Origin of the sequence: Synechococcus sp. CB0101, from assembly GCF_000179235.2 — a bacterium.
In the GTDB taxonomy this organism is placed as follows: domain Bacteria; phylum Cyanobacteriota; class Cyanobacteriia; order PCC-6307; family Cyanobiaceae; genus Vulcanococcus.
The window spans coordinates 1,599,954-1,614,911 of sequence record NZ_CP039373.1 but is presented as its reverse complement, the minus strand read 5'-3'; the positions used below and the strand labels follow the sequence as shown (position 1 = coordinate 1,614,911).

The window sequence follows — 14,958 nt, the reverse complement described above, 5'->3', positions numbered from 1 at the left end:
TGCGGCCTTCGTGCTGGAGGGTTGGGATTCAGGCAGTCGGAGGCAGGTCGACACCCATCCGGCGGGGAATGGCCTGCTCGAACTGGGTCTCCAGCTGAGCCACCGGCAGCTGCACCAGAGGCTGACCGGCCTGCTGGATCTGCAGTTCAGCCTCTGCAGCCACCACACCCAGACATTGAGCCGGAACGCCGGCCGCATCCAGCGCCTGCTGCCAAGCAGCGCCCTGGGCCGGAGCCACGCTCACCAGGATGCGGGCTCCGCCTTCGGCAAACAGCAGGCGATCAACCCGGGCGGCGCTGGCAGGGATCTCCAGGTGGGCGCCGAGGCCGCTGGCGATGCAGCTCTCGGCGGCAGCCACCGCCAGGCCGCCATCGCTGAGGTCGTGGGCGGAGCGCACCAGGCCCGCCGCGATCGCCTGGCGCAGGAAGCCCTGCACGGAGCGCTCCAGCGGCAGATCAATCTCGGGCGGGCGCCCTGTGACGGCTCCATGCACCCGCTCAAGATAGCTGCTGCCAGCCAGGCTCAGGCGGGGATCGGCGGGAGCCTCTCCTGCCTCAAGCGGCACCCCCAGCAGCCAGATGGCATCGCCGGCTTCCCGCCAGGCCTGGCCGCGCACGTGGGCCAAATCGTGCACGAGGCCCACCATGCCCACCACCGGCGTGGGGTGAATCGGCTGCATGCGCCCATCGGGCAGGCGGGTTTCGTTGTAAAGGGAGACATTGCCGCCGGTGACGGGCGTGTCCAGCGCGGAGCAGGCCGCCGAAAGGCCACGGCAGGCCAGAGCCAGCTGCCAGTAGCCGGTAGGGGTTTCCGGGGACGGGAAGTTGAGGTTGTCGGTCACGGCCAGGGGCTCGGCCCCCGCACAGCTGAGGTTGCGGGCCGCCTCAGCCACGGCCGCCATGCCACCGCGCTCGGGGTCGAGGGCCACCCAGCGGTTCGGGCAATCGACCACAGCCGCCACGCCACGGGTCGCGGCCTCCGTGGTGGCTTGGGGCCGCAGGCGCACAACAGCCGCATCGGCGCCACCGGGGGGCACCACGGTGTTGGCCTGCACCTGGTGGTCGTATTGGCGGTAGACCCAGCGCTTGGAGGCGATGGTGGGATCGTCGAGCAGCTGCAGCAGGGCCGCATTCCAGCTCAGGGCGGTGCTCCCTGCCGGGGTGATGCCGCTGGCACTCGCGGGGGGCAACTCGGATTCACTCCAGCGCCAGTGGGCCTGGATCTCGACTGGTGGCTCGCTGATCAGCTCATGGCGGTTGATCGGGGTGTCGTCGGCCAGGGCGCTGGCGGGCACTTCAGCCGCGACGGAACCGTTCTGGAGCACGCGCACAATGTTGTCTTCCAGCACGCGGCCCACCACAGCGGCCTGCAGGCCCCAGCGGGTGAAACGATCCATCAACGCCTGCTCACGGCCGGGCTTCACCACGAACAGCATCCGCTCCTGGGATTCGCTGAGCAGGAATTCGTAGGGAGTCATGCCGGCCTCGCGAGCGGGCACGCGATCGAGATCCAGCTCAATCCCCAGCCCCCCTTTGGCGGCCATCTCCGAGCAGCTGCAGGTGAGGCCGGCGGCGCCCATGTCTTGCGCAGCCACCACGTCACCGGTCTGGAAAGCCTCGAGGCAAGCCTCGATCAGGCCCTTCTCCAGGAAGGGATCTCCCACCTGCACGGCGGGGCGGTCGTCGAGGGAGGCCTCGGTGAGCTCGGCGCTGGCGAAGCTGGCGCCGCCCATGCCGTCGCGGCCGGTGGTGCTGCCCACATAGACCACCGGATAGCCCACGCCCTCGGCACCGGAGCAGACGATCTGCTCGGTTTCCATCAGCCCCAGAGCCATGGCGTTCACCAGCGGGTTGCCGGAGTAGCTGGCATCGAACGCCACTTCACCACCCACGGTGGGCACGCCCACGCAATTGCCGTAGTGGGCGATGCCAGCCACCACGCCCTCCATCAAGCCCACATTCCGCTCGTCTTCCAGGGGCCCAAAGCGCAGGGCATTGAGCAGGGCGATGGGCCGGGCGCCCATGGTGAAGATGTCGCGCAGGATGCCGCCCACGCCCGTGGCCGCTCCCTGGAACGGCTCCACGGCCGAGGGATGGTTGTGGCTCTCGATCTTGAAGGCCAGGCGCTGGCCTTCGCCCAGGTCCACCACCCCGGCGTTCTCACCGGGGCCCACCAGGATGCGCGGGCCGCTGGTGGGGAAGCCCTGGAGCAGTGGGCGCGAGTTGCGGTAACAGCAGTGCTCCGACCACATCACGCCGAACATGCCCAGCTCAGCGCGGTTGGGGGCGCGCCCGAGGCGGCGACAAATCTCGTCGTAATCCGGCTGGCTGAGGTTCTCCTTCTTGAGAGCGTCGGGAACGGAATACTCGGGAGCGGCGACCACGACCTACGGAGCAGATCAGTCCAGTCTCGCTGAGCGACTCACCCGAGGTCGCCGGTGTAGCTGGCGGGCAAACCCTCGCTGAGATCGCGCAGGTCAGCACGGCTGAGATCACCGCCGGTGTACACGGCTTCTAGGCGCTTGCCCACGTAAATCCCCGTGCCCTCAAGCGAGCCATAGGCCGTGCTGTTGATCAGCGTGGACCTGAAGCGCAGCCGGCGGGTGGAGGCGCCGAGGATGCCCACCCGATCCTCAGGGCCGAGCTCAGCAATCTCATCGACAGTGCCTCGGTTGCGACGGGGTTTTGAAGAGCCATCGCGGCTGATCAAGAGCCAGTCCGTGGCCTCGTCGGCACCGCTGAAGTACTGGTTACTGCCTTTATCACCCCAGAGCTCGTCGGATGCTCGTCCTCCGGTGAGGATGTCGTTGCCGAAATACCCAAGGATGAGATCGGGCCCAGAACCGCCGGTGAGCACATCGTCGTTGCTGGTGCCAGTCAGCTTTTGCGACAACGGTTTGGGCTGTGTGTCGGCACCGGTGGCTTCGCCCCAGATCGCTTTCAGCGCCGCCAGATCATTGCTGCTGAACCAGATCGGCCATTGATCCCCCAGCGGCGATCGGTAGGCCATCAGCGTTTCTTCGGGATAGGCGCTGCGGGAGGAGTTGGCACTCACGAACACATCGCCATCGGAGCTGTCGAAGGGATGCTCCAGGCCCAGGGTGTGGCCAAGCTCGTGCAAGGCCGCGTAATAGAGGTAGTCGCTCTCGCCGTTGAAGGCGGGGGTATTGAGCATCACCTCCCAGAAATCACGCTCCGGTGTGTCGTTGGAGAGAGCGATTCCCAACGTGACGCCGCCGCTATCTCCAAGGTTGATCTCAGTATCGAGATAGAAACGCACATCCGCCAGAGCAGGATCTTGAACCAGGCGGAAATCGAGGGCAAGTTCAGCATCCAAACGCTCAATTGCAGCGGTGAAAAAGCTGTAAAACACCTCGTCCATCGCGAGGGTTTGAATGGTTTGGGCGCCATAGCCACCACCATTCACCGCAACCGGCCCGGCTGGACGATGGAGGTAGAGGTCCAGAACCCCGTCAGTCACCACCTGCTGCTGACTGAAGTCCCGAAAATCGTTCGCGATCAGCTGTTCTGACGGAATCGTGCGAATCGAACTCTCACCCAAAGCATGAGACAAGCCAAGGGTGGTGCTGTCACCTCCAGCCAGGAAACATCCGTAACACACGTGATCCGTCGCAGCCTGATCTGTTCAAGCTAAACCCGGTGAAGGGGCATTCGGCAGCCGAACGGTCTGTACGGAATGCCGACACGGGGATCACACGAGCTACAACCAGGGATCCTCTTCCGCGTCTTCAGACCGACGGCGACTCGGTCGGCGGACATCCCCTACGGGAGCATCCCAGTCGTCCCAGGCATCGCGGGGCTCACTCACCTCCTGCTCAGGCCAACGTTCATCGGATTCATAGGGCTCCGCTTGCCGTTCAGGCTCCTCCTCTAACCAGCCCTCCAGACGCTCTTCAAAGCGATCGCCAGCCTGCTGGAACTGATCGCGCAAACGCTCGGTTTCCTCCTGCAGCTGATCGCGCCAGCGGCGGCCGCGACGCAGGAACTCCTGGCGCACGCTGGCGCGGGCTAGCGGCAGATCATCGAGACCGTTCAACGCCGTGAACACCTGGCCGGGCTGTTGATCGGTGATGCGATCGGGGCTGAGGCGCCAACGGCTGCTACCCGGGAGGCGTGGATCGCTTCGGGCCACCAGGTAGTGGGCGATGCAACCAGTGCTGAGCTCAACGGCCGCATCGGCCACGGTGCCGATCAGCTCGCCACGGCGATCGAGCAGGACCGCTTCGATCAGGGTGGGCAACCGATCCACAGTGGGGAGATCGGTATCAGCCCCAGGCCCTTTCACCAGCGCCTCCAGCTCGCTGAGGCCCCGGAGCTGATCCAATCGCCAGGCCTCACGGCGATCGCCAAAGGCGGAGGGCTTACTGATCCAACCCAAGAGGCGATGCACCGGTGGATGCATCCACGCAACGGCCCCGGCGCCGTGATCCAAGCCTTGATCACAGCGCACCCGCCGTCGCAGCAGATCGCTCAGCAGCAGTTGCTCCGGCAGGCTCACTGACGAATCTGCACAGGCATCACCAGGTAGGTGAAAGCCGAATCATCCTGGGGGGCGAGCACCACCGGCGTAGTTGGCGCATTGCAGCGCAGCTCCACACGCTCAGCAGCCATGGCCTTGAGGCCCTCCAGCACATAGCGCACGTTGAACGCGATCTGGATGGCATCGCCACTCACATCGGCCGCGATCGCTTCAGACCCGCTGCCCACGTCTTGAGCATCGGCGCTGATCGCCAACTGACCGGCCACTGGATCGCTAGTGATTTTCACCACGTTGTTGTGCTGATCAGCCAGCACCGCCACCCGCTCCAGCGCTCCCAGCAGGCCCTTGCGATCGAGCTTGAGGCTGCGGGCAAAGCTCTCGGGGATCAGCTGGCGGTAGTTGGGGTAAGTGCCATCGAGGCTGCGGCTGGTGAGCACCTGATCAGCGAACTGAAACACCACCTGGCCGCGATCACAGAACAGGCTCACAGGATCGCCACCGCTGCGGCTGGAGAGCAGCCGCTCGAGCTCACGCAAGGAGCGCGCTGGAACCGTCACATCCAGTTCCGCTTCGCCTTCGGCATTGTTCTCAAGGCGCAGCACGGCCAAGCGGTGACCATCGGTCGCAGCACACTCCAGCCCTTCGGCATTCAGGCCCAGGTGCACGCCGGTGAGCAGTTGCTTGGCTTCATCGCTGCTGCTGGCAAAGAGAGTGGCGCGCAGCCCCTTCGCTAACACGTCGGGATCCAGCTTGATCGGTGTGGCGGCCTGGGCCAGGGGCAACTCGGGGAAGTCTTCGGCCGGCATGCCGCGCATCTGATAGCTGCCGGAGGCGCTGGTGAGCTCCACCTGCTCACCACCCTCTTCACAGCTGAGGCTGATCGGGCTGTCCGACGGCATCCGGGCCACGATTTCGCCAAAGAGGCGTGCCGGCAGGGTGATGGCACCGCTCGTGTGCACGGAGGCACTGAGGCTGGTCTGAATGCCCAGGCTCAGATCGAAGCCGGTAAGGCTGAGCCGGCCCGTGCCGGCGTCGGCGGTCAGCAGCACGTTGGCCAACACCGGGTGGGTGGGCCTGCCTGCCACGGCGCGACTGACCAGCTGAAGGCTGGCGTTGAGTTCGGCCTGGGAGCAGACCAGCTTCATGGCAGGGGCTAAGCGGCCCCCACGCTTCCACAACGCGCTGGGAAGTGCAACGGGCCGAGCGAGCGGTTTCCCCGCTTCTCCCGAACACCACGTCTATCGGATTAAAGGATCAAGAACAAACAATCCCAATCCGTAGTCGTAGAGCGTGGGGAAACTCAGAGAAAGCCACTAAACCCATTGCAGCACAACCGATCTTGTTTCCACAGGCCTGGTGATTCCTGTTGAGGAGTTGGCACTTGGCGAGCCCTTTCCCAGGTTTCCCGGCGATGTGGAAAACCTCGCACTGGAGCACGGGTTTGCTCGTGCTGGTTTTCCAGGGCTTCGGAGCCAGGTTTTCCTCAGGTTGCGGGCAGACGCTTTCGAGATTGGTTGGGTTGGAAGCGGATCGTTGCGCCATCAAAAAACCCCGCTGGCCAAGCCAAGCGGGGTTGAAAGAAGGGTTGGATCGCCCGCTGAGGGCCGGTGTTCAGCCTCAGAAGCCCATCACCCGGGCCACGGTGGCCGTATCGGGTTCCAGGCCGGTGTGGAACTTGGAATCGTTGTGCTCAATGGCCGTGGTGGGGTCTTTCAGGCCGTTGCCGGTAAGCACGCACACCACCGTGGCACCCGCGGGCACCTCCTCGCGGCGCTTGAGCAGGCCCGCAACGGAGGCGGCGCTGGCAGGCTCGCAGAACACCCCTTCACCGCTGCCCAGCAGCTTGTAGGCCTCGATGATTTCGGCGTCGGTGACGGCCATGAAATCACCGTTGCTTTCGGCCCGGGCTTTGAGCGCCCGCTCCTTGTTCACAGGGTTGCCGATGCGGATGGCGGTGGCGATCGTGTCGGGCTGCTCCACGGTGTGGCCGAGCACCAGAGGGGCGGATCCCGCGGCCTGGAAGCCCATCATTCGCGGCAAGCGGCGGCTGTGACCGGCCGCCTTGTATTCGTTGAAGCCCATCCAGTAGGCGCTGATGTTGCCGGCGTTGCCCACGGGGATGCAGAGCCAGTCGGGAGCTTCGCCTAGGGCATCCACCACTTCGAAGGCGGCGGTTTTCTGGCCCTGCAGGCGGAAGGGGTTCACCGAGTTCACCAGGGTGATCGGGTATTGGTTCGCCACCTCCTGCACGATCGCCAGGGCCCGGTCGAAGTTGCCCTTCACCGCCAGCACTTCAGCGCCGTAGAGCAGGGCCTGGGCGAGCTTGCCCTGGGCCACGTAGCCATCGGGGATCAGCACGAAGGCCCGCATGCCGCCCCGGCGGGCATAGGCGGCGGCAGCGGCGGAGGTGTTGCCGGTGCTGGCGCAAATCACCGCTTCTGAGCCTGCTTCCTTGGCCTTGGAAATGGCCATGGTCATGCCCCGGTCTTTGAAGGAGCCGGTGGGGTTGAGGCCATCGTATTTCAGGTACACCTTCACGCCCTTGCCGATCCGCTCGGCGATTACCGGGGCCGGGATCAGCGGAGTGGCGCCCTCGCGCAGGGTGATCACCGGCGTTTTGTCGCTCACCGGCAGCCACTTGCGGTAGCCCTCGATCAGGCCTGGCCAGTCCTGCATGGCCGGGCGGGTTTGTCCCAGGCGCCGGCGAAGGGAGGACAACAGGGCCACGGGCAGCAGGGACGGTCTGGAGCCGAATCTACGGGGCGGGTTTCGCAGCAGCGCCGCCGCTGTTGCCGCGCAGGCCGTCGAGCGGCGACTCCATGAAGAACTGGATCAGATCGCTCACCGATTTCGCCTTCTGCAGCACCGCCAAGAGCGCCGGGATGCTCACTTCCATCTCATCCACTGGATAGGCCTTCAGGAAGCTGATGGCGCTGAGTTTGCCGTCGGTGGCCACCAGGGCATTGATCACGCCAGCCCGCAGGGCCGGGATCCCGGCTCGCTTGGCGTAGAGCGGATAGATGATCTGAGCGATGCGAGCCAGGAGCGCTTCGCCCAGGCGGGTGCTGAGCAGCCGGCTGGTGAGCAGCAGCGGAATCGAGAGCTCGGCCTTCAGCAGCTTGCTCACCTCCTCAGGCTTCTGCTTGGCGATCATCAGCACATCGACCATCAGGCCCCGCGCTTTGCCCGTGTCGGCCAGGTATTCCAGATCCGCCACGGCGATCGAGCGGCGGAAGGCCCCAGTGACGAACACCACGTTTTCGGCGGCGATGGCGGCTGGGCTGCTGCCGATCAAGCCCAGGCTCAGCACCGCAGCGGTGAGGCGCTGACGCTTGCTGATGGGCATGGCAAGTGGTGGTGCAATCGCCAGACCCTAGGCCGGCTTCCGCTGCAGATCAGCGCCCACCAACACATCGCGCACCAGGTGCACCACACCGCGTTCCGCCAGGCCGCGGGCCAGTTCGGCTCCCATGCGGCGCAACTCCGTTTCCTGCAGCAGGCGTGGCACCCGCTTGAGCAGCAGCTGGGGATCGAAGCCCGGCAGCTGCCCCAGGATTGCCACCAGCCGTTGGATCGGCTCGAGCGAGAGCAGTTCGGCGTCGTTGGCGCTCATGGGCAGCCGGTCGCGCAGGCCGGGCGGCCGCAGCGGCCTTGGCAGCCGCTGGCTGATGCGCAGGGCCGTTTGCCAGCCCAACGCATCCATTTGGTTCACCGCGGCCTCCACGAGCTGGCTGCGGAGCATGCCGGCGTTGGGGGAGAACAGGAAATCGAGCACCTGATCCAGCAGGCCATCGAGGTCGAGTTGGCTGCCGCTGGCGGCACTGCTGATCAGGTTGTCAAGCCGCTGCCAGCGGAAGATCTCGCCGTCGAACAGCATTTCTTTGAGGCTGTTGCGCAGTTGTGGGTCGGGATCTTCCATCAACCGGCGAGCGAAATAGGGATAGGCGGCGCCGAGGATCTTGAAGTCGGGGTCCACGCTCAGGGCGATGCCTTCGAGCGTGACCAGTGAGCGGATGATCAGGGCGTAGTAGGGCGGCACCTGGAAGGGGAAGCGGTACATCACGCCACTGAGGTCGTCGGTGACGGCCTTGAAATCCATCCGGCTCACGCCCATCTCTAGGGCCTGGCCGAACACGCTCTCGAAGGCCGGCACGATCGGTGAGAGATCCACGTCTTCCGCCAGGAAGCCGAGGCTCACGAAGTCTTTGGAGAGCTTGCCGAAGTTGCGGTTTACGAGGTGCACCACCGCCTGGATCAGGCCGGTGCGGCTCTCGCGGCTCACCTCACTCATCATCCCGAAATCGAGATAGGCGAGGCGTCCATCGGGGAGGGCCAGCAGGTTGCCGGGGTGGGGATCGGCGTGGAAGAAGCCATGCTCGAGCAGCTGTTGCAGCGAGCAGTTCACTCCCACGGTCACCATGTCGTCGGGGTCGATGCCGAGATCGCGCACCGCTTCGAGGTTGGTGAGCTTCACCCCATCGATCCATTCCATGGTGAGCACCCGCCGAGCAGTGGCATGGCGATAGATGCGCGGAACGGCAATGCGGGGGTTGTGGGCGTGCAGGGCCGCAAACGCTTCGGCGTTGGTGGCTTCATTGCAGTAATCCATCTCCTCAAACACCCGCTTGCCCAGCTCATCGATCAGGGCCACAAGATCGGAGCGGATCAGGCCGATGTTGCGGTTGAGCCAGGCGGCGATGTTCCGCACGATGTAGAGATCGAGCGTGATCTGTTCACGCAGGCCCGGCCGCTGCACCTTCACGGCCACCTTCTCGCCGCTGAGCAGCACACCTCGGTGCACCTGACCAAGAGAGGCAGCCGAGATCGGCTCCTGCTCGAGCTCGGCGTAGATCGTGCTGATCGGAGCGCCGAGATCTTCTTCAATGCAGGCCATCGCCAGGGCCGAATCAAAGCCTGGGAGCTGGTCTTGCAGGCCTGCCAACTCTTCCAGGAGTAGGGGCGGAATGATGTCGGGTCGGGTGGAGAGGGCCTGGCCGGCCTTGATGAAGGCGGGGCCCAGGGAGGCCACGAGATCAGCGGCTTCTTTGGCCCGGGCGCGGGCATGTTCGGGGTTCTTGAGGCGGCGGGTGAGCCAGTCAATCCCCACGCTGAGTAAGTAGAGGCCGATCGGCACCAGCGTTTGCCAGAGACGCCGGATCAGGCGTTGGGGGGCGCCGGCATAGATGCGGCTAATGGCGGCCGGGTCGTACTCGAGCAGGCCCGAGACCTCGATGAAATCGCTGAGGTCTGCCTGGGAGGTGTTCGTGTTCGTGTTCGCTTCGGGCGCAGCGTGTTGCACAGCTTCTGTACGACCTGTACAGATCTCGGGTTCTGCTTCGCGGGGTGGTGCGTCGAAGCGGGGCGTCCCAGTGGCCGTGTCGGTAGCGGAGGCTTCGATCTCAACGCCAGCGGCCTCGCTGCCCAGCACGGTGCGGCGCATGGCGGCGCTGGCGGCTTCCAAGGGAGTGAGCGAAGGCGTTGGATTCGGCATGCCGCGGGTTGGGGCCCCGGGTGCCCTTTGAGGGTTGTCCCTCTTCTAAACGAAAGACACAGCCGCTACGGTCGGGCCGACTACCCGGCTGCCTGTGCTCACCGGTCTGCGCCTGCAGAACATCGCGCTGATTGAGCAGTTGCAGCTCGATTTCAGTGGTGGATTCACGGTGCTCACCGGTGAAACCGGCGCCGGTAAATCCATACTCTTGGATGCGCTCGATGCGTTGCTCGGCGGCAGCGGCCCGCGGTTGTTGCGCCAGGGCAGTGATCGGGGCGTGATCGAGGCCAGTTTCAGCCTTACGCCACCGCTGCAGAGCTGGCTGGAGCAGCAGGAGCTGGAGGCGGAAGAAGACGAAATCCTGCTCAGCCGTGAATGGCGCCTCAGCGATGACCGCCTCAGCAGCCGCCATCGCCTTAATGGGGTGGCGGTGAACCGCGCCCAGATCCAGGAGTTGCGCCCGCTCCTGCTGGATCTCACCGTGCAGGGCCAAACCCAGCAGTTGGCGCGCCCTGGGCAGCAACGCCGTTGGTTGGATCGCTATGCCGGCGAGCTGCTCCAGGTCCTCTTGATTCCGGTGTCGGAGGCCTACCGCCGCTGGCGTTCTGCTGCCCAGCAGCTGGAGCAGGCTCGCAGCAACTGGCAGCTGCTGCTGCAGGAGCGTGAGCGCCAGGAGCAGTTGCTGGTGGATCTCGAGGCTGCCCAGCTTGAGGATCCCGCCGAGCGCGAGCAGCTCCAGGCCGAAGAAAACCGTCTCGCCCATGGGGTGCGCCTGCAGGAAGGGGTGATGACCCTCCTGGGACGTTTGGTGGATGGGGCCGATGAAGCCCCGTCGGCACTCGACCATCTGGCCGCTTGCGAAGGGGAGCTGGCTGCGATGCAGCAACTCGATCCCTCGATCGCTGCGCTTGCCAGTTGCGCCAGCGAGGCCCTCGCGCAGCTCCAGGATTTGGCCCGCGATCTCGATCGCTATGGCTCCTCCTTGGAGAGCGATCCAGACAGCCTCGGCCAGCTGCAGGAGCGCATCGCCCAGCTCAAGGCGCTCGAGCGGCGCCATGGAAAAACCTTGGCCGAGCTGATCGAGTGGCGTGATCAGTTGCGGGATCAGCTGGCGCCCGGCGGCGCTGAGGCCAGCCTGGAAGCGTTGGAAGCAGCTGAGTCGGCGGCTCGCGCGCAGCGCGACCGATGCAACGGCGACCTCACCACGGCGCGCCAAGCCGCTGCCGCGCGCCTGGAGCACCAATTGATGGAGGCCCTGCGCCCGATGGGTCTGGCCAATGTGCGCTTCAGCGTGGCGATCGAGCCGGCGGCTCCTGGAGAGGAGGGGGCCGATGCGGTGCAGTTCCTGTTCTCAGCGAACCCCGGCCAGCCCCTGGCGCCGCTGGCGGAGGTGGCCTCCGGTGGTGAGATGAGCCGCTTCCTGCTGGCCTTGAAAACTTGCCTGGCCGCGGCGGATCAACACGTGACGCTGCTGTTCGATGAGATCGACACCGGCGTGAGCGGCCGCGTCAGCGGCGCCATGGCCGAGCTCCTGCAGCGCCTGGCCCAGCAGCGCCAGGTGTTTTGCGTCACCCACCAGCCCCTCGTGGCCGCGGCAGCCGACCACCACTTCCGTGTGGCCAAGGAGGTGCGGGGCGGCGTCACCCACACGCAAGTGTCCCAACTGCGGGACACTCAGGCCCGCCAGGCTGAGTTGGCGGAACTTGCCGGCGGCGATTCGGGTGAAACCCGCAGCTATGCGGCCAGCCTGCTGAAGCGGGTGGGCTAAGCAACCAGCCAATCCCCGTAGACTCCCCTATTCCCGAGCCGCCCGGATGCCCCGCGCCCTTGCCAAGAGCGTGAACGAGAAAGCGGCCCTGCAGGCGCTGAATGGCGGCTCGCTCGAGGACGTGATCCGGGTGCGAGGCGCCCGGCAGCACAACCTCAAAAACGTCGACGTCACCATCCCGCGCAACCAGCTGGTGGTGTTCACCGGGGTGAGCGGCAGCGGAAAGAGCTCACTGGCGTTCGACACGATCTTTGCGGAGGGTCAGCGCCGCTACGTCGAAAGCCTGTCGGCGTACGCGCGTCAGTTCCTTGGGCAGGTGGACAAGCCCGATGTGGATGCGATCGAAGGGCTTTCACCCGCCATTTCGATCGACCAGAAATCCACCAGCCACAACCCGCGCTCCACGGTCGGCACGGTCACGGAGATCCAGGACTACTTGCGTCTGCTGTTCGGCCGCGCCGGTGAACCTCACTGCCCGGATTGCGATCGCTCGATCCGGCCCCAGTCGATCGACGAGATGGTCGATCAGATCCTCACGCTGCCCGAGGGCACCCGCTACCAGCTGCTGGCGCCGGTGGTGCGCGGGAAGAAGGGCACCCACGTGAAGCTGCTGAGCGGCCTGGTGGCCGAGGGCTTCGCGCGAGTGCGCATCAACGGTGAAGTGCGGGAGCTCGCCGACAACATCGAGCTCGACAAGAACCACGCCCACAACATTGAAGTGGTGGTGGATCGCTTGGTGTCCCGCGAGGGCATTCAGGAGCGGCTCACCGATTCGTTGCGCACCGCCCTCAAGCGTGGCGATGGCCTCGCGTTAGTGGAGGTGGTGCCCAAGGCGGATGAGGAGCTGCCGGAGGGCGTCGAGCGCGAGCGGCTCTACTCCGAGAACTTCGCCTGTCCGGTGCATGGCGCCGTGATGGAGGAGCTCTCGCCGCGGCTGTTCTCGTTCAACAGCCCATACGGCGCCTGCGCCGATTGCCACGGCATCGGCCATCTGCGCCAATTCACGATGGAGCGGGTGATCCCCGATCCCTCGCAACCGGTGTATGCCGCGGTGGCGCCCTGGGCTGAGAAAGACAACGCCTACTACTTCTCGCTCCTTTATTCGGTAGGCGAGGCCTTCGGCTTCGAGATCAAAACCCCCTGGAACGAACTCACCCCGGAGCAGCACGAGGTGCTGCTGCGCGGCTCGAAGGAGCCGATCGCGATTCAGGCCGATAGCCGTTACCGCAAATCGCAGACCTACGTGCGGCCCTTCGAGGGGATCCTGCCAATCCTGGAGCGGCAGCTCCGGGATGCCAGCGGTGAATCGATGCGCCAGAAGCTGGAGAAATTCCTGGAGCTGGTGCCGTGTTCCAGCTGCCAGGGGTTGCGACTCAAGCCGGAAGCACTCGCCGTGCGAGTCGGTCCCTACCGCATCCACGAGCTCACCAGCACCAGCGTGGGCGAGAGCCTGCGCCGGATCGAAGAGCTGATGGGTGTGGGCGCCCACGAAGGTGATGCGCCGCTGCTCAGCCCCCGTCAGATCCAGATCGGTGATCTGGTGCTGCGCGAGATCCGCATGCGCCTGAAGTTTCTGTTGGATGTGGGCCTCGACTACCTGAGCCTCGATCGCCCGGCGATGACGCTATCCGGCGGTGAAGCCCAACGCATCCGCCTAGCCACCCAGATCGGCGCCGGCCTCACCGGCGTGCTCTATGTGCTCGATGAACCGAGCATTGGCCTGCACCAGCGCGACAACGATCGCCTGCTCAACACGCTCATCAAGCTGCGCGATCTCGGCAACACCCTGATTGTGGTGGAACACGACGAAGACACGATCCGCGCCGCTGATTACATCGTGGATATCGGCCCCGGCGCGGGCGTGCATGGCGGCCACATCGTGGCGGAGGGTGATTACAACGCCTTGATCAGCGCTGAAGACTCGCTCACCGGCGCCTACCTGAGCGGTCGCCGCGCTATCCCCACCCCGGCTGAGCGGCGCGACACCGGCTCCCGCAAGCTCACCCTGGTGGGCTGTGCGCGCAACAACCTCTCCGGCTTCGATGTGGAGTTTCCGCTCGGGCGCCTCGTGTGCGTGACCGGCGTGAGCGGCAGCGGCAAGAGCACGATGGTGAATGAGCTGCTGCACCCGGCGCTCGAGCACAAGCTCGGCATGAAGGTGCCCTTCCCCTCCGGCGTGGAGGAGCTGAAGGGGATCAAGGCGATCGACAAGGTGATCGTGATCGACCAGAGCCCGATCGGCCGCACCCCCCGCTCCAACCCCGCCACCTACACCGGTGCCTTCGATCCGATCCGCCAGGTGTTTGCCGCCACGGTGGAGGCCAAGGCCCGCGGCTATCAGGTGGGCCAGTTCAGCTTCAACGTGAAGGGCGGCCGCTGCGAAGCCTGCAGCGGCCAGGGCGTGAACGTGATCGAGATGAATTTCCTGCCCGATGTCTACGTGCAGTGCGATGTGTGCAAAGGCGCGCGCTACAACCGCGAGACGTTGCAGGTGAAATACAAGGGCCACACCATCGCCGACGTGTTGGAGATGACGGTGGAGCAGGCTTGCGAGGTGTTCTCCGCCATCCCCCAAGCCGCTGATCGGCTGCGCACCTTGGTGGATGTGGGCCTTGGTTACGTGAAGCTGGGCCAACCGGCGCCCACCCTCTCAGGCGGTGAAGCCCAGCGGGTGAAGCTTGCCACCGAGCTCTCCAAACGCGCCACCGGTAAAACCCTCTATTTGATCGACGAACCCACCACCGGTCTCAGCTTCTACGACGTGCACAAGCTGATGGACGTGATCCAGCGGCTCGTCGACAAGGGAAATTCTGTCCTGGTGATTGAGCACAACCTCGATGTGATTCGCTGCTCTGACTGGATCATCGATCTGGGCCCAGAAGGGGGCGACAAAGGCGGGAAGATCGTGGTGACGGGTACTCCTGAGGAGGTAGCGGAACATCCCACTTCCCATACGGGGCGCTATCTCAAGCAGGTGTTGGAGCAGCATCCGCCGACCGTGGAAGCGGCGTAGGGACTGGGCAAGGGTTGGATTGTGGCTACGGGAGTGGCTTAGACTTTATAAAAAAACTGGCGCAGACACATCACATCGCTGATCTTCAAAAATAAGTAGTGAATTGCAGTTATCATGTGACAGCAAACTCTTGCGTAGAACAATATAAAAATATAATTAGAGAACCACTAATTAGTACATTAAAGT

At 64.9% G+C, this 14,958-nt stretch carries 9 protein-coding genes; 2 read left to right on the top strand and 7 right to left on the bottom strand.

Translation table 11 applies throughout. The annotated features are described in order from the left end of the window. Positions 1-28: 28 nt before the first annotated feature. The 7 genes from purL to CB0101_RS08610 all read right to left on the bottom strand — a co-directional run bounded on the left by purL (position 29) and on the right by CB0101_RS08610 (position 9,991). Positions 29-2,383: a phosphoribosylformylglycinamidine synthase subunit PurL gene (purL, locus tag CB0101_RS08640; RefSeq protein ID WP_010312553.1), complete on the bottom strand. Its 2,355-nt coding sequence runs from the start codon at positions 2,381-2,383 to the stop codon at positions 29-31. A 38-nt stretch (positions 2,384-2,421) separates the two neighbouring features. Beyond that, positions 2,422-3,480, bottom strand: coding sequence for a hypothetical protein (locus tag CB0101_RS08635; protein WP_136644056.1), 1,059 nt, complete (start codon positions 3,478-3,480; stop codon positions 2,422-2,424). A gap of 240 nt (positions 3,481-3,720) precedes the next feature. Further along, the gene (locus CB0101_RS08630) at positions 3,721-4,518 is read right to left on the bottom strand and encodes an RNA methyltransferase (protein WP_010312557.1); all 798 of its coding nucleotides are present in this window, start codon (positions 4,516-4,518) and stop codon (positions 3,721-3,723) included. Next, on the bottom strand, positions 4,515-5,645 hold the full coding sequence (dnaN, locus tag CB0101_RS08625) for a DNA polymerase III subunit beta (RefSeq protein WP_010312559.1): 1,131 nt from the start codon (positions 5,643-5,645) through the stop codon (positions 4,515-4,517). The genes CB0101_RS08630 and dnaN overlap by 4 nt, the downstream gene beginning before the upstream one ends. 472 nt (positions 5,646-6,117) lie before the next feature. Continuing rightward, positions 6,118-7,176: a threonine synthase gene (thrC, locus tag CB0101_RS08620; protein WP_050778823.1), complete on the bottom strand. Its 1,059-nt coding sequence runs from the start codon at positions 7,174-7,176 to the stop codon at positions 6,118-6,120. 79 nt (positions 7,177-7,255) lie between these two features. Continuing rightward, a complete protein-coding gene (locus tag CB0101_RS08615) occupies positions 7,256-7,846 on the bottom strand; it encodes an alpha/beta hydrolase (protein WP_010312563.1) in 591 nt (196 codons plus the stop codon). A 27-nt stretch (positions 7,847-7,873) separates the two neighbouring features. After that, positions 7,874-9,991, bottom strand: a complete 2,118-nt coding sequence (locus CB0101_RS08610) for an AarF/ABC1/UbiB kinase family protein (RefSeq protein WP_246833727.1) — start codon at positions 9,989-9,991, stop codon at positions 7,874-7,876. 94 nt (positions 9,992-10,085) lie between these two features. On the opposite strand from CB0101_RS08610, the gene recN reads away from it, so the two are divergent. Both recN and uvrA read left to right on the top strand, forming a co-directional pair. Further along, positions 10,086-11,759, top strand: a complete 1,674-nt coding sequence (gene recN, locus CB0101_RS08605) for a DNA repair protein RecN (RefSeq protein ID WP_010312567.1) — start codon at positions 10,086-10,088, stop codon at positions 11,757-11,759. 46 nt (positions 11,760-11,805) lie between these two features. After that, a complete protein-coding gene (uvrA, locus tag CB0101_RS08600; protein WP_010312569.1) occupies positions 11,806-14,772 on the top strand; it encodes an excinuclease ABC subunit UvrA in 2,967 nt (988 codons plus the stop codon). The last annotated feature ends 186 nt before the right edge of the window (positions 14,773-14,958 follow it).

Bases quoted from the DNA above. Each gene is read 5' to 3' on its own strand.
- dnaN (WP_010312559.1), bottom strand. From the start codon at position 5,645: ATGAAGCTGGTCTGCTCCCAGGCCGAACTCAACGCCAGCCTTCAGCTG.
- thrC (WP_050778823.1), bottom strand. From the start codon at position 7,176: ATGCAGGACTGGCCAGGCCTGATCGAGGGCTACCGCAAGTGGCTGCCG.
- CB0101_RS08615 (WP_010312563.1), bottom strand. From the start codon at position 7,846: ATGCCCATCAGCAAGCGTCAGCGCCTCACCGCTGCGGTGCTGAGCCTG.
- CB0101_RS08610 (WP_246833727.1), bottom strand. From the start codon at position 9,991: ATGCCGAATCCAACGCCTTCGCTCACTCCCTTGGAAGCCGCCAGCGCC.
- uvrA (WP_010312569.1), top strand. From the start codon at position 11,806: ATGCCCCGCGCCCTTGCCAAGAGCGTGAACGAGAAAGCGGCCCTGCAG.